The 18769-nt window shown below is 38.0% G+C and carries 21 protein-coding genes; 15 read left to right on the top strand and 6 right to left on the bottom strand.

Annotation, left to right across the window (positions count from 1 at the left end; genetic code table 11):
* The first annotated feature begins 74 nt into the window (after positions 1–74).
* Both ACWNMY_RS17770 and ACWNMY_RS17775 read left to right on the top strand, forming a co-directional pair.
* Positions 75–539, top strand: a complete 465-nt coding sequence (locus ACWNMY_RS17770; protein WP_449539587.1) for a GNAT family N-acetyltransferase — start codon at positions 75–77, stop codon at positions 537–539.
* 48 nt (positions 540–587) lie between these two features.
* Positions 588–1568 carry a DMT family transporter gene (locus tag ACWNMY_RS17775; protein WP_449539588.1) on the top strand — a complete coding sequence of 327 codons (981 nt, stop codon included), beginning with the start codon at positions 588–590 and terminating at the stop codon, positions 1566–1568.
* 358 nt (positions 1569–1926) lie between these two features.
* Here the strand turns inward: ACWNMY_RS17775 and ACWNMY_RS17780 are convergent, their stop codons facing one another.
* Positions 1927–4059, bottom strand: a complete 2133-nt coding sequence (locus ACWNMY_RS17780; RefSeq protein ID WP_449539589.1) for an AAA family ATPase — start codon at positions 4057–4059, stop codon at positions 1927–1929.
* Between the two features lie 264 nt (positions 4060–4323).
* Here ACWNMY_RS17780 and ACWNMY_RS17785 point away from each other — a divergent pair, with 264 nt between their 5' ends.
* On the top strand, positions 4324–5358 hold the full coding sequence (locus ACWNMY_RS17785; RefSeq protein WP_449540482.1) for a YkvI family membrane protein: 1035 nt from the start codon (positions 4324–4326) through the stop codon (positions 5356–5358).
* A gap of 269 nt (positions 5359–5627) precedes the next feature.
* On the opposite strand, the gene ACWNMY_RS17790 is transcribed toward ACWNMY_RS17785, so the two are convergent.
* Positions 5628–6227 (bottom strand): CPBP family intramembrane glutamic endopeptidase, encoded by a 600-nt coding sequence (locus tag ACWNMY_RS17790; protein ID WP_449539590.1) that lies wholly within the window; start codon positions 6225–6227, stop codon positions 5628–5630.
* Between the two features lie 119 nt (positions 6228–6346).
* Here ACWNMY_RS17790 and ACWNMY_RS17795 point away from each other — a divergent pair, with 119 nt between their 5' ends.
* Positions 6347–6472 carry a DUF6254 family protein gene (locus ACWNMY_RS17795; RefSeq protein WP_449539591.1) on the top strand — a complete coding sequence of 42 codons (126 nt, stop codon included), beginning with the start codon at positions 6347–6349 and terminating at the stop codon, positions 6470–6472.
* Between the two features lie 667 nt (positions 6473–7139).
* Positions 7140–8081 carry an EamA family transporter RarD gene (gene rarD, locus ACWNMY_RS17800; protein ID WP_449540483.1) on the top strand — a complete coding sequence of 314 codons (942 nt, stop codon included), beginning with the start codon at positions 7140–7142 and terminating at the stop codon, positions 8079–8081.
* Positions 8082–8121: 40 nt separating this feature from the next.
* On the opposite strand, the gene ACWNMY_RS17805 is transcribed toward rarD, so the two are convergent.
* Positions 8122–8304 carry a YkvS family protein gene (locus ACWNMY_RS17805; protein ID WP_449539592.1) on the bottom strand — a complete coding sequence of 61 codons (183 nt, stop codon included), beginning with the start codon at positions 8302–8304 and terminating at the stop codon, positions 8122–8124.
* Between the two features lie 214 nt (positions 8305–8518).
* Between ACWNMY_RS17805 and ACWNMY_RS17810 the strand changes: the two genes are divergently transcribed.
* Positions 8519–9370: a patatin-like phospholipase family protein gene (locus tag ACWNMY_RS17810; protein WP_449539593.1), complete on the top strand. Its 852-nt coding sequence runs from the start codon at positions 8519–8521 to the stop codon at positions 9368–9370.
* A gap of 91 nt (positions 9371–9461) precedes the next feature.
* On the opposite strand, the gene ACWNMY_RS17815 is transcribed toward ACWNMY_RS17810, so the two are convergent.
* Positions 9462–10118 (bottom strand): hypothetical protein, encoded by a 657-nt coding sequence (locus ACWNMY_RS17815; protein WP_449539594.1) that lies wholly within the window; start codon positions 10116–10118, stop codon positions 9462–9464.
* Between the two features lie 244 nt (positions 10119–10362).
* On the opposite strand from ACWNMY_RS17815, the gene ACWNMY_RS17820 reads away from it, so the two are divergent.
* From ACWNMY_RS17820 to ACWNMY_RS17855, 8 genes are all read left to right on the top strand, one after another.
* Positions 10363–10557, top strand: coding sequence for a hypothetical protein (locus ACWNMY_RS17820; RefSeq protein WP_449539595.1), 195 nt, complete (start codon positions 10363–10365; stop codon positions 10555–10557).
* Between the two features lie 92 nt (positions 10558–10649).
* Positions 10650–11102: a MarR family winged helix-turn-helix transcriptional regulator gene (locus tag ACWNMY_RS17825; RefSeq protein ID WP_449539596.1), complete on the top strand. Its 453-nt coding sequence runs from the start codon at positions 10650–10652 to the stop codon at positions 11100–11102.
* 324 nt (positions 11103–11426) lie between these two features.
* Positions 11427–12188 carry a GTP cyclohydrolase II gene (locus ACWNMY_RS17830; RefSeq protein WP_449539597.1) on the top strand — a complete coding sequence of 254 codons (762 nt, stop codon included), beginning with the start codon at positions 11427–11429 and terminating at the stop codon, positions 12186–12188.
* A gap of 108 nt (positions 12189–12296) precedes the next feature.
* On the top strand, positions 12297–13670 hold the full coding sequence (locus ACWNMY_RS17835; RefSeq protein ID WP_449539598.1) for an aldehyde dehydrogenase: 1374 nt from the start codon (positions 12297–12299) through the stop codon (positions 13668–13670).
* Between the two features lie 239 nt (positions 13671–13909).
* A complete protein-coding gene (locus tag ACWNMY_RS17840; protein ID WP_449539599.1) occupies positions 13910–14500 on the top strand; it encodes a cell wall hydrolase in 591 nt (196 codons plus the stop codon).
* Between the two features lie 107 nt (positions 14501–14607).
* Positions 14608–15567, top strand: coding sequence for a nucleoside hydrolase (locus ACWNMY_RS17845; protein ID WP_449539600.1), 960 nt, complete (start codon positions 14608–14610; stop codon positions 15565–15567).
* A 157-nt stretch (positions 15568–15724) separates the two neighbouring features.
* Positions 15725–16075: a DUF4257 domain-containing protein gene (locus ACWNMY_RS17850; RefSeq protein ID WP_449539601.1), complete on the top strand. Its 351-nt coding sequence runs from the start codon at positions 15725–15727 to the stop codon at positions 16073–16075.
* Between the two features lie 186 nt (positions 16076–16261).
* Positions 16262–17881 carry an ABC-F family ATP-binding cassette domain-containing protein gene (locus ACWNMY_RS17855; protein ID WP_449539602.1) on the top strand — a complete coding sequence of 540 codons (1620 nt, stop codon included), beginning with the start codon at positions 16262–16264 and terminating at the stop codon, positions 17879–17881.
* Between the two features lie 34 nt (positions 17882–17915).
* Here ACWNMY_RS17855 and ACWNMY_RS17860 read toward each other — a convergent pair whose 3' ends face one another.
* Positions 17916–18131: a spore germination protein gene (locus ACWNMY_RS17860; RefSeq protein ID WP_449539603.1), complete on the bottom strand. Its 216-nt coding sequence runs from the start codon at positions 18129–18131 to the stop codon at positions 17916–17918.
* A 101-nt stretch (positions 18132–18232) separates the two neighbouring features.
* Positions 18233–18418, bottom strand: coding sequence for a hypothetical protein (locus ACWNMY_RS17865; RefSeq protein WP_449539604.1), 186 nt, complete (start codon positions 18416–18418; stop codon positions 18233–18235).
* A gap of 175 nt (positions 18419–18593) precedes the next feature.
* Between ACWNMY_RS17865 and ACWNMY_RS17870 the strand changes: the two genes are divergently transcribed.
* On the top strand, positions 18594–18749 hold the full coding sequence (locus tag ACWNMY_RS17870; RefSeq protein WP_449539605.1) for a hypothetical protein: 156 nt from the start codon (positions 18594–18596) through the stop codon (positions 18747–18749).
* Positions 18750–18769 lie beyond the last annotated feature (20 nt).

The raw sequence follows: 18769 nt of genomic DNA on the forward strand, positions 1-18769 counted from the left end.
TATTTAAACCTTTTGTCAGGTGGATTTGATTTAGAATTTGCCAAACCAACTGTGTATAAGGAGGTAGGGTAAATGTGAAAAAAATCATCTTACGTGATGTAACGATGGATAATTTATTGTCTGTGATTCAATTGAAATCAGAGGATAAAGAGTTCGCTTTATTTGAAAAATGGATTGCATCAAATGTTTTTTCACTTGCCCAAGCAAAAGTTCAACCTGGTTGGGAGACTAAGGCAATCTATGACGGAATCCAATTGATTGGTTTTACAATGTATGGTCTGGATAATGAGAGAAATCGCTATGAACTATGTAGGATTATGATCGATTATAAATACCAAGGAAAAGGGTATGGAACGGCTGCCGTGAAGGAAATTATTGCAGAAATGATAAGAACCTTACCTTATTGTGATGAGATCTACTTATCAGTTATTCCGAATAACAAGACAGCTATTCATGTTTATACCCAGGCTGGATTTAAGAAGACCGGCGAGATAATCAAGGGCTTTGTTGATGAGGATGTGTATTGTTTTAAGGTCTAATAATTTGGTATGGGGAGTTGTTCTGGCTGATCTGGAAGGAGTAAGGAAATGAAGGCAATCATAATAGGCATTATTTCTTCTGTGTTTTTTGCAGTGACGTTTATTTTAAATCGTTCCATGGATTTATCAGGTGGAAGCTGGCTATGGAGTTCGTCCCTCCGCTATTTTTTCATGCTTCCTTTTCTAGTTGGAATCGTACTTGCAAGAGGCAACATGAGGGGCCTGTTACAAGAACTAAAAACTCATCCACTTAAATGGATTACCTGGAGTACGATTGGGTTTGGCTTATTTTATGGACCTCTCACGTTTGCGGCTGCTTCAGGACCAGGTTGGTTAGTAGCAGGTACATGGCAATTCGTCATCATAGCGGGTTTACTCGTGGTTCCTTTTTTTTATAAATCAGTCGAAACAGAGAATGGACCAAAGAAGGTAAGAGAAACGATTCCGTTTAAAGGACTTATTTTTTCAAGCTTAATTTTTATTGGTATTATTGTGATTCAACTTCAAGAGGCTACGGGAGGGATAGGGAGTGAAATGCTTCTTGTAGGTATTCTTCCTGTTGTGGTTGCTGCGTTTGCCTATCCTCTTGGTAATCGGAAAATGATGGAGCATTGTAAAAATAATTTTGATACTTTTCAGCGTGTACTTGGGATGACAATTGCATGTACCCCGTTGTGGATTATTATTGCAGGTCTAGGTTATGCAACTGTAGGATTGCCGAGTATGGGGCAAGTGGTGCAATCATTTATTGTAGGCATTTCATCTGGGGTTATTGCAACGGTTTTATTCTTTTTTGCAACTGAGATGGTCAAACATGATCAGGTTAAACTGGCTGCAGTTGAAGCGACTCAAGCAACTCAAATTATATTTGTAATGCTTGGAGAGGTACTGTTATTGAGCGAACCGATTCCGACCATGTATTCCTTTATCGGACTTCTACTGATTGCAGGAGGTATGGTACTCCATAGTCTTTACTCAAATAGAAAGACAGCAATTGAGGTAAATAAGTTGAAAACGAAATCGTTGTAGAGACTTTCTATATTAGGGCAAAAAAGTGTAAGCTCTTGTAACAATGGAAGTCGAGCAAGAATCTCAAATGAACATGTTGATAAAAAAAGTAAAAGCAGAGCAAATTCATTGCTCTGCTCAGAGTGTAGACAAAGTCAGTACTGACTTTGTCTACACGATTTTTCACAGTATATCTAAAAAGAAATTACTTTCCCCAGACTGTCTTGAAAACGGTTGTCAGACAAGGCGCGCAGTCGATCGAAGACGCGAATAGAAGTTACCTTCATGAGCGGACGAGAGAGGCAAGCAACGCAGTATGCGAGCGTTTGTCAACAGTCTGAGCAGAGCAAATGCATTGCTCTGCTTACCTCTTTTAGTCTCACTTAACAACAATCTTATTTTCTTCAACTGTTACTTGTAGGCTTGTTTGGTTTTCGTTATCTAATAAGACATCCGTAATTTGGTCTTCCAGCTGTTCTTGGATAACACGGCGAAGTGGACGTGCACCAAATGCAGGATGGTAGCCAAGTTCGGATAATTTTTGTTTTGCTGCATCGTCAACAGATATCGTTACGTTTTGCTCTGCAAGAGTTGTTTCAAGTTCAACTAACATAAGATCTACGATTTGGAGTAGATGTTCTTTGTCCAGTTGTTTGAATTCGATAATACCGTCAAAACGGTTTAAGAATTCAGGCTTGAAGAAGGAACCTAATGAATCTAGAATAGAAGATTCCTTATATGCATCTGTCTCAGAATTTTCAAAGCCTACTGTTATCTTTTTCGGACCACCAACACCAGCATTACTTGTCATGATGATTACAGTATCCTTGAAGCTTACAGTACGTCCTTGACTATCTGTGAGACGACCATCCTCTAAAATTTGTAGGAACATGTGTTGAACATCTGGATGTGCCTTTTCAATTTCATCTAGAAGAATGATGCTGTAAGGATTTCTACGTACTTTTTCAGTTAGTTGACCTGCTTCTTCATGACCTACATAGCCCGGAGGTGAACCGATGATCTTAGATACAGAGTGTTTCTCCATGTATTCACTCATATCTAAACGAATCATGGCATCTTTAGAACCGAATAGTTCTTCGGCAAGTGTTTTCGTTAATTCAGTTTTACCTACACCAGTTGGTCCGACGAAGAGGAAGGAACCAATTGGTCGATTCTTTGCCTTGAGTCCTGCACGGCTGCGACGGACAGCTTTTGCAACCTTGTTAACAGCTTCTTCTTGCCCAATTACTTTCTTCGCGAGGTTACCAGCTAGATGCTTCATTTTTTGTTGTTCATTTTCTTGAAGCTTACCAACAGGAATACCTGTTTTCTTCTCAATGATGTGTTGAATATTTGTTACATCAACAATGTGATTTTCATTTTTTTCCGGAGTATTTAATTGTTTTTCAAGAAGAATTTCCTGATGTCTTAGTGTTGCTGCCAATTCATAGTTCTCCTCTTGAGCTGCTTTTTCTTTTTCCGAAGCTATTCTTGATAGCTCTTCCTCAATATCCTTTGAATTAGTTCCACCAGAAAGTAAGTTCATTTTTGATCCAGCTTCATCAAGTAAGTCGATGGCTTTATCCGGTAAGAAACGATCTTGAATATAACGATGTGAAAGGGTTACACATGCTTGAATGGCGTCATCAGTATATTTCACTCCATGGAAGTCCTCATATTTTGATTTTATTCCCTCAAGAATTTGAATGGCTTCCTCAATTGTTGGTTCGTCCACAGTTACTGGTTGGAAACGACGCTCAAGTGCAGCATCTTTTTCAATGTGACGGTATTCCTTTAATGTTGTTGCACCTACCAGTTGGAGTTCGCCACGAGCAAGAGCTGGTTTCAGGATGTTACCAGCGTCCATTGAACCCTCTGCAGATCCTGCACCCACTAATAAATGGATTTCATCTATAAATAAAATAATATTTTTTTGTTTTTGAAGTTCAGCAATAAGCTGTTTCATTCTTTCTTCAAATTGACCACGAATACCAGTATTAGCTACAAGTGATGCGACATCTAGTAAGTAAACCTGTTTATTTGATAGCTTTTTTGGTGCTTTCCCTTCAGCAATTAGTAGGGCTAAGCCTTCTGCAATCGCTGTTTTCCCTACACCTGGCTCCCCAATTAGAACAGGGTTGTTTTTATTTCGGCGATTCAAAATTTCAATTACACGCTGGATTTCATCATCACGACCGATAACTGGATCAATCAGCCCAGCCTTTGCCATTTGAGTGAGGTTACGACCAAATTGGTCAAGTAGACCTCCACCATTTCCACCGTGTTTCGTTTGAGTTTGTTGTTGATTCATTCCCATTTGTTGACCAGAAAACCCTTTTAACAATTCATCAAATGAGAAGTTAGGGAAACCATTCATTCCTGAAGGTATTTTCATGTTGTTCTTCTCCTTCGCATAACACTCACTGCAAAGCTGAATTTGTCGTTTTTCATGGTTTAGTTGAATGTGTAGTTGAACAGTAGCTTCATTTTGATTACATGCTTGACAAAACATAAACAAATACCTCCTTAATAATTTGACTAACTTTGACTAATTTGATATTTAAAAACCGTGTTTCCACGGATTTAATCAGTTTATAAGATCTTAGTGGTTGTTTGACCAACTTTGACCTTTGACTATAGTATACTTTGACCAAATTTGACTTTCAAGAGAAAAGCACTGGAAATTTCTTCATCTTTTTCCGAAAGAATAGCTCGTCTTATTTAAGGGACCTGCACATATACATCAAATATAAGGATGAATAATGAGGTGGCTATTGTGCGAGGGAATTGGGGAGCAGCATTTCAAATAGGTGCTGTCTATGTAGGAACAATCGTAGGAGCAGGCTTTGCAACTGGAAGAGAAATTGTAGAGTTTTTTACACAGTATGGAGTCTTTGGATTAGCAGGGATTGGGGTTAGTGGCTTCTTATTTATTTGGCTAGGAACCAGGATCATGATTATCGCAAATCGGATTCAAGCTGATTCATATAAAGAATTTAATGAATACTTATTTGGTAAAAAGATAGGGTTCATAGTGAATATTCTGATGTTACTTGTGTTAATAGGGGTAACCTCTGTAATGCTGTCTGGTGCAGGGGCTGTGTTTCAAGAGCAATTGGGTCTATCGTATCAGCTCGGAATCTTTGTAACGATTGGACTTTCCATTTTTGTCCTTACGTACGGTGTAAAAGGTTTATTTGGTGTAAACATGTTTGTTGTGCCGATTATGATTTTTTTTAGTGTTGTACTAGCGGTAGAAGTGATGTTTACAGATGAAACCAATATCTTCTATATGACCGACACAAGCACAGAAAGCTATAGATGGTTGATATCGCCATTTTTATATGCTGCGTTTAATCTGACAATGGCAATGCCAGTTTTAGTCCCACTTGCAAAAGAAATGCAAGATGAAAAAGTTCTAAGATGGGGTGGTTTTATTGGTGGTGGTGCGTTATGTCTCATCCTATTAACAAGCCATATTTCCTTGTCAGCATTACCTAATGTAGAGAATTTTGAAATACCAATGGCTGAAGTAATGAAGAGTTATATGCCTGCTTTTTATTGGCTGTATATCTTAGTAATATATGGAGAGATATTTACATCAGTTATAGGGAATTTATTTGGACTAGAAAGACAGATAACAAATGTCATCCAAGTACGATCAGTTATAATCATAGCCGGGATATTATCAATTGCCTACGTTATTAGCCAATTAGGGTATGGATCCCTTATCTCTTTCTTGTATCCGTTATATGGGTACATGAGTTTGATATTATTAGTACTCCTAGCAAGGCCAATAAAAGTTAAGTAAAAAAATCAAAAATATTTTGAAGAACCCCCTTATTATATGAAAAAGGACACGAAAGGGGAAAAATATGATCTCAGGCAAAGAAAAAAGAACATCTGTTAGGAAATCGGAAAGGGTGTACCGACCATCCTTCGATTTCCTTTTTCTACGTATCCTCATTTTATTCTCTCCTTCCTTTTATGGAGTTGGCAGATTTACGCTCATCTTTTCGGGTTGATTCCCCAATGAATATCTGTGACACCCACCGGTGAATTAGTCAGTTGCTACTAACATTAAAAGAGTGGAAATAATATGAGTAAAAATAAATTAAACACAAGATGTGAAAGAATTGTGAGTAGGATGTTTTTCTTCCATATATAGAGTGTTCCCCATACGATACCCCCTGTAAAGGTTGCAAGTAAGAATAGCGGATTAAACGTATAAATATTGGCGGATGTATACAAAAGAGAAGATATGACGACAACTGTGATCTTATTCTTCCATTTGGCTTCGATTTTCCCCTGAACATAACCTCTCCAAAATAGTTCCTCACCTGGGATAATAATCAGAAAGAGTGCGACAAAGTGCCAAGACAGAACTGGATTTACCTTCTCATATAAAACTACAACGTCTGCTAATTGTGCTGGAAATAGAAAAGCAGAGCCCACTTTTCCAATGTAAAAGAGCCCATACATCAAAATACCAGAAAAAATGGCTACAATAGTGTTTTCAATAGAAAAGTTGTCCAGATAGAGCTTACTGTTCCGAATAGCTACGATTGATAATAACAAGAAGGTACCGGTAAACATAACCCAAAATGGAAACATGGACTGGAAACTTACAAATAATAAAATATGTACTACTACTAATAGAAGATAAAATGTTTTATTCAAGATATAGTCCTCTTTTCAAAGTGTATCGCTGTCATTTTATCATGACTGAAATTTTTTTAGAATAAATAATCATGGTCGACTAATCCTAAATATGAGATTGGGAAAGAAGGAGGGGTAGAATGACTCAGTCAAAGCGTCAACAAGAGCGTCAATGGAATGTAAGAAAGCAATCACAAAATCCTCACGGAAAAGTAAAATCATTTGAACAACTCGCAGAAGAAGCGGGGAAAGACGCAAAGGAATAAATTAGTAACGGACTACTTACCGCACACTCTCCAATTTGGGATTACCGAAAGGAGGTGTGCTTTATTGTCTAGATATATGGGATTTCTTAAAGGAATAGAGTTTCCTTTTATTGGGAGGGAGACAGTCAATTCCTCTTTCACTTTCATGAGACCCAGATCTGAGTCGATTGAGATAGCACAAAGCGTTATTCAGAGTCGCTAGCCCCCAGATATTAGGGAAATGAGGTAGCCCAAAGCCTCTTTTAGTGCCAAGAGTCACCAGAAATTAGGAGGATGAGGTAGCTCAACGTCTCTTTTAGTGCCAGGATAATCCAAATATTAGGAGAGTGAGGTAGCTTAAAGGCTCTGTTAGTGCCACCAGAACCCAGATAATAGGAGGTTCAGTAAGTTCAAAGTCTCTTACAACTCCACAACACCCCAGATACTAGGAGATTGAGCTAACACGATCCCACATAGAAATCCATCAGAATCCAACTTCTAGGAGAATTCAATCACTCACCCTCACATGTCAAGTTCCACTTTCAAAAAATCAAAGGACTCAACTGTACCGCATGTCCTAAAGAAGCCCCCTGCTTACAAATTTTCCAATTCATTTTCATTGTGAAATATCGGGAACCGAAATATAATGAACAATGATATCTATGAATGGGAAGAGGGAATCATTAACATGAATCAAGATGACACAAAAGAATATAAGATAGGGGTTATATACACCGCTATCGCCTATGTTGCGTGGGGAGTATTGCCTCTTTATTGGAAGCTTGTCGATACTATTCCCCCAGTTGAAATCCTCGCTCATCGAATTGTATGGTCGCTTTTATTTGTTCTTGGAATTATCCTTGTATTGAATAAAGGAAAACAGTTGGTAACCAGCCTTAAGGATACTGTTAAAAATAAAACAAAGGTAATTGGTGTTATTGCATCGTCACTTTTGATCAGTATCAATTGGGTTACTTATATTTGGGCAGTTAATACAGATCATATTATTGAGGCTAGTTTGGGGTATTATATCAATCCGTTGATTAGCGTTCTATTAGGCATACTTGTTCTTAAGGAACGTCTGTTATTTTGGCAGGGAATTTCTTTTGCTTTAGCAGGTTTGGGTGTTCTCATTTTGACCTTGCAATATGGAAGCTTTCCATGGGTTGCTTTCACACTAGCATTAAGCTTTGGATTCTATGGATTAACAAAGAAACTTGCAAAGTTTGATTCATTAGTTGGTCTAGCGATGGAAACAATGGTCGTTGCGCCACTTGCACTTATCTATTTGACTTTCCTTTTTCAAGGAGGAGAAGGTTCCTTTGTGGGGGCTACTTTTGATGTGAAGCTATTATTAATGGGAGCAGGGGTAGCAACAGCATTGCCCTTACTATGGTTTGCAGCAGGTGCCAATAGAATCCCACTTTCGATGATAGGAATCCTTCAATATATAGCACCGACAATAAGTCTCATACTAGGGGTATTTCTATTTCACGAGCATTTTACGAAGGTTCATTTACTAACATTCATCTGTATCTGGGTGGCATTGCTTATCTATTCCTTATCAAAAACAAAATTCTTAACATCCTTTCAGCCCAAATTTACAAAAGATAAATCTTTGGGTGCATAGTAAAACGGAGTTGATCAGATAAGATCAGCTCCGTTACCGTTTAGACAGCGTTTACAATTTTGTAATTTTTATGATTCACGACAGTTCTACTCTCTAAATCTAGATCTCTATAATTATCCATATATGTTAAATCAACAATAACCGAATTTTCATTTACTTTTTCAACTACGCCCTTAAGACCTTCTTTGAACTCAATGATATCTCCAATTTCAGCAATTTTCATATTGTCACCCTCCATAGCACTCTATGATACTTCAAATGAATTTCATGAAGCGCTTTAATTTACAAAAAAACCATTTTTTTATATTTTGCCTTACTTTTGTATATACGTAAAGTAATTTATAGAAAATTATATTTATTTTTTGTAAATCATGTGACAATCGCAAGTAAATTTTTTATAGTAATAAAATAAGTTGTAATAAGGGAGAGAAAAATTTGTGAATGATGTTGGATTGGTTTTAGAAGGGGGAGGAATGCGTGGTGTATATACTGCGGGCATTCTCGAATATTTTATGGAACAGAAGCTATATTTCCCTTATGTAATTGGCGTATCGGCAGGAGCATGTATGGCTGCGTCCTATCTATCAAGACAAATGGGGAGAAATCGTACGGTCAATATAGATTATGTGAATCATCCAAACTATTTATCGTTTCGTAATGTTGTGAGGCATAAACAATTATTTGGGATGGATTTTATCTTTGATGAGATACCGAATAAACATGTACCGTATGACTATGAATCATTTTACCAATCAAAAGAGGAATTTGTAGTGGGAGCGACTGATTGTGAAACTGGCGAACCGATTTATTTTAAAAAGGAGGACTACGGCAACGATATACTCAAGGTGATCCGAGCTTCTAGTTCTCTACCTTTTGTTGCGCCTATCATTGAATTTAAAGGTAAAAAGTTATTGGATGGTGGTATCACTGACCCTATCCCGTTAGAAAAAGCACAAAAGGACGGCAATCTAAAAAATATAGTGATCTTGACTCGCAATCGAGGATATTTGAAAAAGAAATCAAATATGATGTGGGTGGTTAGGCGTTCTTATAGAGAATATCCAAATTTAGCTAAAGCGGTGGAAGAGCGCTATAAGCGCTATAATGATACGATTGCTTATATTGAAAAAGAAGAGAAGGCAGGTAGGGTTTTCGTTTTCAGTCCCACAGAACCTTTAGAGGTAGGGCGTGTAGAAAGAAATCCTGTAAAGTTATCAAAATTGTATGAGCTTGGTTACCAGGATGCTGCTGCACAGTTTAGTCAATTTCAAAGGTGGCTGACGAAGTAAAGGAGATTGGCAGCACTAACGTACACGCAGATTTTAAAAAAGCTCGGAGTTTCAGTTTGAAATCCGAGCTTTCCTTTATCTACGTTAGACCTTATCTACCTTGGTTTCCGGGGCCAAATCCAAAACCTGGACCTTGTTGAGGCAAACCAGGACCTTGAGGGCCAAAGCCTCCCATTTGTCCGTGAGGTTGGCCGCAAGTACAGCCAGGACCATGTGGACCAAACCCGCCACTCATCATACCGGGATTAGGACCTTGTGGGCCGAACCCTCCCATCATACCGGGAGCAGGACCTTGTGGGCCGAACCCGCCCATCATACCGGGATTAGGACCTTGTGGGCCGAACCCGCCCATCATACCAGGGCTAGGACCTTGTGGACCAAAGCCACCTGTCATAGGTGCAGCCATTGGTCCTTGCTGTTGCCCACATCCACACCCGGGACCATGGGGGCCAAATCCACCCATCATACTTGGTGAAACTGCTGGTCCATAAGGATTTACTCCAGCAGGCATAGCAGGACCTTCATGGTGATCCTCGCCACATCCACAATCATTGTCCATCATATGGCCAGCCATATTTTGGGTAGGACCCATTGGGTATCCCATTTGCATTTGTGGGAAATTCATTCCTTGTGTCATTTCTTCAGGACCATAACCAGGTCCGTATCCTACTTCTTGTTGCATGTAAGGATTAGCCATTCCGGGTTGCCCGCCATACATATTTGGGTTCATAAACATTGGATTTTTCATAGAATCCACCTCTCTTATAAATAAGTCAACAAATCATAAACAAAGTTAGTAGCATTACAGATCAACAGAAAATCACAGCTTAATATGAATGATTTTTTCGTTTCCTCTAGTGAATAATGCCTATTAGACATTTCCACCTTATCATATGCCTACACAAACATAATGTGTGGAATCTTACTATAAATGGGTATCTGCCTTGTTTCTTCATTTCTGAACTACTATAATTTAACAAGAGGTGTATAGAATGAATGAACAATTTGTAAATGAAGTATTAAATAAGTTGCGAGATGGCGAATTAAGTGAGTACTTAGTAAAGAAAGAACAGTTTCTTGAATTTCGAAATACATTAGTTAAAAGGGAAGATTTCAAGCATTTTCGTGGAATTGCACAACACGGTGGTAATGTACTTTACCGATATACGGAAACGGCAAGAAGTTAATAGGACAAAAGGCTTAATGAAAAGGTTGACAACTAGCAGGCAAATCTAGTAAAATTATCTTGAATTCAAGATAATGAAAAAGGATGGATAGTATGGAAACGAATGAAGCAATCAACGTTCCTAACCTCTCCCTAAAATTTTTTGTAATACTATCTAGGGCTTTTCGATCAGTAAATGAGCGGGTAGAAGAGGACGTTAAGGGATATGGATTAAACTTAACAGAATTTGCAGTGTTGGAGCTGCTTTATCATAAAGGAGACCAACCGATTCAACATATAGGCAAGAAGGTTTTGTTATCAAGCGGAAGTATCACATATGTTGTAGATAAATTAGAGAAAAAGAATTTCCTTGTTCGAAACCCTTGCCCAAAGGATAGACGAGTTACATGGGCATCTATTACTGATGAGGGAAAGGAATTCATGGATGAAATTTTTCCTAAACATCAGCAAGCAATTGAAGAAATCATGGGTGCGTTAACAGACTCTGAAAAAGAAGAGATGATGGGTCTCCTTAAGAAATTAGGCTATCATGCTGAAAAATTATAGGTCATGATTATGAGGGTTACTCGTTCCTGTGGCGTTGTTTGGGTAGGAACAGAATGTGTATTTCAACTTGAGAGACACAGGACATAACCTTCATAGTCTTTGTAGGTATCTTTCATTTACTAAATCGAGACTCGCGCTAGAGGCTTTAACTCTATGCAGTGGGGAATATGCCGCGCAAATTGTAACATCCTACCAAATTTCGAAGTGATGGACTTCAGTCAAAAGAGGTAAATTACTTGACCACCCTTTAACTAACATACTATACTTTCAAAACAATGATAAAATTTTTCAAATAGTTAGTGGTTTTTGGAAAGGGAGATAGAAATGATATCAGAAAAGGTAAAAGACCTTCTATTACATAAAATGAAAATGGTTCAAAAAACGGGGGAACAGGACATCTGTTTAGTTGGGCCAGTAAAACTGCCAGTTCAATTAGATGATAAAGTAGTGACATTTCAATGGTATACATGGTTAAAAGTGGACGGTAAATTAAACGAGAAAGAAGTGTTGGAGTCTTTATCACATTCTTCTCTTGCTTCAATGCAACAATCATCAGTCCTTGTGTATGGGGACTTTGAAACCGGAAACGATGCACTAATTAGAATGCATAGTATTTGTCACAGTGGTGATATTTTTGGAAGCAAACGCTGCGATTGTGGTTTCCAACTTCGCGAATCAATGAGGATGATTGTTTCGAATGGTCGAGGGGCACTATTTTATTTAGCAGATCATGAAGGCAGAGGAATTGGATTGTTTTCAAAATCTCTCGCATACATTTTACAGCAAGAAGGCTTTGATACGGTTGAAGCAAACCATGCACTAGGATTTAAGGATGATAGCCGTTCCTATGAGGATGCTATCCGGGTGCTTACAGAGTTACGGAGTAATCCAGTAACCTTAATTACGAATAATCCCAAAAAATTGGCTGCACTTAGAGAGTATGGTCTCTTAGCCGACACTCATATCCCACTTTGGGGAGATATCTCTGAATACAATGAAAATTATTTAGCTACAAAAGTTGAAAAATCTGGTCATATTCCAGCCAGTGGCAACGATATAAAAGGGAAAGAAAAGGTAAGCCTATAGTGCTTATCTTTTTTTATAAGGAAATATTATACGAAAAAGAGGGAAAATACAGATACATATCTTATTTATATACGTATAGATAATAATTTGAAGATAAGGGAGGATTAGATGAATACCTATCGTGAATTACTAAAAAGACAAAGAGAGTTTTTTGCTACTGGAAAAACAAAAGAAATTGCCTTCCGAATCGAAACGCTGAAAGAAATTCGAAATATCATTAAAATGAATGAAAAACAAATCATGAAAGCACTACAAATCGACCTAAATAAGTCAGAGTTCGAGGCATATACAACCGAAATTGGATTTGTATTGGAAGAGCTTCGATTTACAATAAAGCATATTGAGAAATGGGCAAAACCAAGGAAGGTGAAAGCAACTCTGTCAGGATTTGGTACAAAAAGCTATATCTATCCAGAACCGTATGGAGTAGCACTCATTATCTCACCATGGAATTATCCGTTCCAACTTGCCTTTGCACCATTAATCGGGGCAATTGCGGCTGGGGATTGCGCTATTTTAAAGCCTTCCGAACTTACACCTGTAACCTCAAAGCTGCTAGCTAACCTCATAAGTAAAGCCTTTCCGCAGGAATATATTGCGGTTGTTGAAGGTGGTGTCGAAACGAGTACAGCCCTATTAAATGAAAAATCGGATTACATCTTTTTTACAGGCAGTGTATCTGTAGGGAAAATTATTATGGAGGCAGCTGCAAAGAACCTAACTCCTGTCACACTAGAATTAGGCGGGAAAAGCCCTTGTATTATCCATAAGGATGCAAATCTCCGCTACGCAGCAAAGAGAATCGCATGGGGTAAATATACGAATGCAGGTCAAACATGTGTCGCGCCTGATTATCTTTATATTCATAATGACGTAAAGGATGAGTTCCTACAGCTATTAAAGAATGCAATCGATGACCTGTACGGCGATGTCTTACGTGAAGATAGCCGTTTCACGAAAATCGTTAGTGACAATCACTTTAAACGGTTAACCGCTTTTCTTACTAACAGCGGTTCGATTTATCATGGTGGCAAATATGATGCAGACAAACGAATCATTGCGCCAACTATTCTTTCGGATATAACGTGGAGAGACCCCATTATGGAGGACGAAATATTTGGTCCTATTTTACCGATAATAGGTTATGACGACCTGTTAGAGATTATTGAGGAAGTAAATAGACGTCCTAAACCGCTGGCTCTTTATATCTTTTCCGAAATTGAGCGGGTCCAAAACAAAGTACTTGAGTCCATCTCATTTGGTGGTGGCTGTGTCAACGATACAGTATATCATTTTACATCGCCACATCTACCTTTTGGCGGTGTTGGTGAGAGTGGCATTGGAGCATATCATGGGAAAGGAAGCTTTGATATCTTTTCTCACGAGAAGGGAATCATGAAACAAACCACCAGGTTTGATCTTCCTTTCCGTTACCCAACCATGAAGCATGGATTGAAACTCATTAAATTGATTATGAAATAACAGTAAAATAAGCTAAACACTTTATACACACATGAGATATTTGTAAAATACAAACCGGAATCTTCCACCTAAACCACTATTTAGGTGGATTTTTTACTAAGGATATGTTTTCCAATTGATTTATAAGTGAAAGTGTATCAGGTAGTCTAGCAACCTACCATTTATTGGACAATGAAACGAAATATTACAGCTGGTAACCTTCTAGTAGAGCCAAAACGAATACTAGGAGGAAATAAAATATGAAAAAGTTTAAGAAACTTGCATTTGCAACAGCATTATCACTATCATTATTTGCATCCAGTGTTAGTGCATCGGCAGCCACACATACAGTTAAGTCAGGTGATACGTTCTGGAATCTCGGTATGAAGTATGGTGTTTCTGTATTATCACTAAAAGATGCGAATCAAAGAACAAGTGATTTCATTTATCCAGGAGAAGAGCTTGTCATTCCAGATTCAATTTCGGCTTCTGATAAAGACTTGCTTGCAAAACTTGTACATGCAGAAGCAAAGGGTGAACCTTATGCAGGAAAAGTTGCTGTAGCAACAGTTGTGTTAAACCGAGTAGATTCAGCTGATTTCCCAAATACAATTAAGGAAGTCATTTATGAGCGTCCAGAAGGTGGAAACTATGCATTCAGCCCTATTCAGGATGGTCAAATCAATGAACCGGCAGATGCCGAGTCAAAACGTGCAGTAGAAGAAGCTCTAACATTCCGTGGACAAGGGAAAGGATCTGTATATTTCTTCAATCCAGAAAAATCAAATAACCAATTCATGATGTCAAGAGAAGTCACTACTATAATTGGTAACCATAGATTTGCAAAATAAGATTTCTTAAAAATACTCATTTCGACTCAGGTTGAAATGGGTTTTTTTGGGGCTATTGTACATATAGTGAGTATTATGCATAAAAAACGGAAGGAGACTACTAGTTTATGGTAAAGAAGGTGTTGTTTTTTGGAGATCCAGGAATTGATGATTCACTTGCCATTATGTATGGTCTGCTTAATCCCCAAATAGAGATTGTGGGAATTGTTCCTAGCTATGGGAATGTGGAACAGGAGCAAGCGATTCAAAATGTTGCCTATTTACTATCTTTGGCAGGTAAAACAAATATCCCGATTATTGGCGGTGCAAAGGGGCCAATGTCTGGGGAAGCGACTCCTTTTTATCCGGAAATTCATGGGGAGGAAGGGCTTGGGCCGATTCAACCACCCGATACACTTCCTACGGCAGAGTTATTAAACTTTGACGAGATCTTTACGATTATTGAGCAGCACGAGAATGAACTATATATTGTCGATGTGGGGAGATCTACTTCACTTGCGCTTGCGTTTATCCTTGGTGGTGATGTTATGAATAAAGTAAAAGGGTACTACGTAATGGGGGGAGCATTTCTCGTTCCAGGTAATGTTACATCAGAAGCAGAGGCTAATTTTTATGGTGACCCCATTGCATCAAATTATATAGTAGAACATGCGAAGAACCTATCTATTTTTCCTCTAAACATTACAAGTGATGCCATTTTAACGTCTGAAATGGTTGATCAGATTGTACAACAGGGGGAAGAGAATCCTTATCGAAATCTTATTAAGCCAATTTTCGACTATTACTTCGAAGCCTATAAGAAAAATGTTCCTGGCATTCAAGGCACTCCTCTACACGATGTTGTTGCATTAAGCGCGATTGTAAATCCATCTATTGTTCAGTATGCCCGCCGCAAAGTAAATGTAGAAACGCACGGGTTTTCGAAGGGAAGGAGTATTGCTGATTTTCGTCCAAATCCTGAAGAACAACCACCTGAAACACTAGACCGAATTGGATTGCGATTTAATTATGAAAAATTCATAGAGGACTTTATCAAAGTGATGACAAGTGGTCGGATAGATAATTAAGAAAGAAATAGGACGTTAGAATCAGTTAAATATTTACAATTTTCGGAAAATATACCCAAGCTTTCTTATCCTCATTTAGCATATAATGGGAATAAGGAAGCTTCTGTTTGTTGCCTAAGGTCAAGCATTACAAAAAATGGACCTAGGGGGTGAAAACATGTTACTACATCTCGTGCTAGCAGTCATCATTGGTGGTTGTATGGGGTTGTTGGGACATGCTAAAAAACAGGGGAAGATTGAGAAGCCTCGTATTACGAAACGCTTTATCTATCTTGGCTTCTTTGAGGAAATGATTATCGGAACAGTAGCCGCGGTTTTAGTCGTAGTTTCGAGTGAAGCAGAATCGATTTCTCGTGTTGTGTTCCTCTCAATTTTAGCAGGTTATGGGGGAGAAAAGATCATGCAAAGATTTGAGATCGTAAGACAGGATGAATCTATTAAACAAGTTGTGATACCATCCGAACAAAACAAAGAACAGGAGAATACGAAGAAGAATGATGCGATGTAATGCTGGGAAATGCAGTCAGGATTTGATAAAGAAAATCTTTTTTGGCTAATTGGCTCTTTTTACAGGAATCTGTAAGAAGGGCCATTTTTATTTGTTATAAATACCCTTATTACTCGAAAAGTAGAGAAGTTTCTATGAAAATGGTATAATCAGTAGCAATGACATGAAATGGAGGATTTACAATAGATGATTACAGTTACAAATGTAGGTTTGCGTTACGGTGACCGCAAACTTTTTGAAGATGTTAATATAAAGTTTACACCGGGAAACTGCTACGGACTCATTGGAGCAAATGGTGCGGGGAAATCAACGTTCTTAAAGATTCTTTCAGGAGAAATTGAGCCCCAAACTGGTAATGTTCATATGACACCAGGTGAGCGTCTAGCCATCTTAAAGCAAAACCATTTTGAATATGAAGAGCATGAGGTTCTAAAAGTCGTAATTATGGGACATGCTCGTCTTTACGAAGTGATGCAGGAAAAGGACGCAATCTATATGAAGGCTGATTTTTCTGATGAGGACGGCATGAGAGCTGCTGAACTTGAAGGTGAATTTGCCGAATTAAACGGTTGGGAAGCAGAATCTGAAGCGGCCATCCTTTTAAAAGGGTTAGGAATTTCAGAAGACCTTCATACGAAGAAAATGGCTGATATTACAGGTTCTGAAAAGGTAAAAGTATTACTAGCACAAGCTCTTTTTGGTAAACCAGATGTACTATTACTAGATGAGCCTACCAACCACTTGGACTTAAAAGCAATTCAATGGTTAGAGGAATTCTTAATCAACTTTGAAAATACGGTAATTGTTGTATCCCATGACCGTCACTTTTTAAATAAAGTATGTACTCACATGGCAGACCTAGATTACGGAAAAATCCAAATCTATGTTGGGAATTATGACTTTTGGTATGAATCAAGCCAACTTGCATCAAAAATGGCGCAAGACGTGAATCGCAAAAAAGAGGAAAAAATTAAAGAACTACAAAACTTTATTGCTCGATTTAGTGCGAATGCATCAAAATCAAAACAAGCAACATCTCGTAAAAAACTATTGGAAAAAATCTCACTTGATGATATCAAACCATCTTCTCGTCGTTATCCGTTCGTTGGTTTCACACCAGAGCGTGAGATTGGGAACGATCTACTACGTGTAGATGGGATAAGCAAAACCATTGACGGCGTTAAAGTGCTTGATAATGTAAGCTTTATTATGAACAAGGAAGATAAGCTTGCGTTTGTAGGTAAAAGTGAACTAGCAATTACAACTTTATTTAAAATCTTAATGGGCGAAATGGAAGCCGATAGTGGAACGTACAAGTGGGGAGTGACAACTTCACAAGCTTATTTCCCTAAGGATAATTCAAAGTATTTTGATGGAAATGAGCCTACGCTAGTTGACTGGCTCCGTCAGTTTTCACCGAATGATCAAAGTGAAAGCTTCCTTCGAGGGTTTTTGGGAAGAATGCTCTTCTCTGGAGAAGAAGTTCTGAAGAAGCCAAGCGTGCTATCGGGTGGAGAGAAAGTACGTTGTATGCTATCAAAAATGATGTTGAGTGGTTCGAATGTGCTGGTACTTGATGATCCAACCAACCATTTAGACCTTGAATCAATTACAGCATTAAACAATGGGTTAATCGCATTCAAAGGATCTATCCTTTTTACATCCCATGACCATCAATTTATTGAATCAATTGCAAACCGCATTATCGAAATTACACCTAATGGTCTTATCGATAAGCAAATGACATATGATGAATATCTTGAAGATACAGAACTACAAAAGCAAATTGAAGCAATGTATGCATAATAAAAAAAGCCGTCTTCCACATGGGAGACGGTTTTTAGATTCCTTCGGCTAAGTTTGAATCACTTGCATCATTATCATTTGTATTGGACGAACTTATAAGATTATTGTTGGTTATATAAATACCTGTATTGAATGAACCTGAACCTGAATATGTTTTATTGGTTGATGTAGGAGAGACATTAAATGAATTACCTGTAATGATAACTCCTTCATTGCTGTTAATTTCGATAGGGCCTAAAAAAATAGCCATATGCTTTTTCACCTACCCTTGTTTACGAGGTAGTACTAGCATATGTCTCATTTCTAGAAGTGAAAGGTACAATCTCCCTAAATAAATGAAAAGATGGCTTATTATTTACCCAGCAAGGCTAATATCCCCTTGAAAATAAGGACAAACGAAAATACAATAATCGAGATAACCCCGACCAGAGTAAATACTGTGTGCAGGCTCGTTAAAACGGTGTCATACGCTGTTACTCGAATCAATGCGAAACCTGCTAAAATGCATGCTAAAAATAAGAAGACAAATTTATCCATATGGTTTCCCCTCCTTTAGTACACTATATGTCCCACAAACGCCGAAAGTGAGGAAAACCAAGATATTTTAATCAATTTATCATATTTATGAATATATTGATTCTTCCCGAATAGAATAGTTTTGTTGGTAAAATGAACGTCCGTCGTAATGGATAAAATGGTAGGGTGGTAAAGGATGGCATTAGTTAAAAATTGTATTATTGTATTGTTGTTTGCACTAGTTGTTGTTGGTATGATTTTTTATGGGGTAAAAACGATTGAGGCAAAAGGAACTACAGCTCTCCTGATTACGGATGAAACGATATATGTAGAAAAGACCGCTCACTTATAGAAAAAGTGGCGGTTTTTATT

The organism is Ferdinandcohnia sp. Marseille-Q9671, from assembly GCF_976954385.1.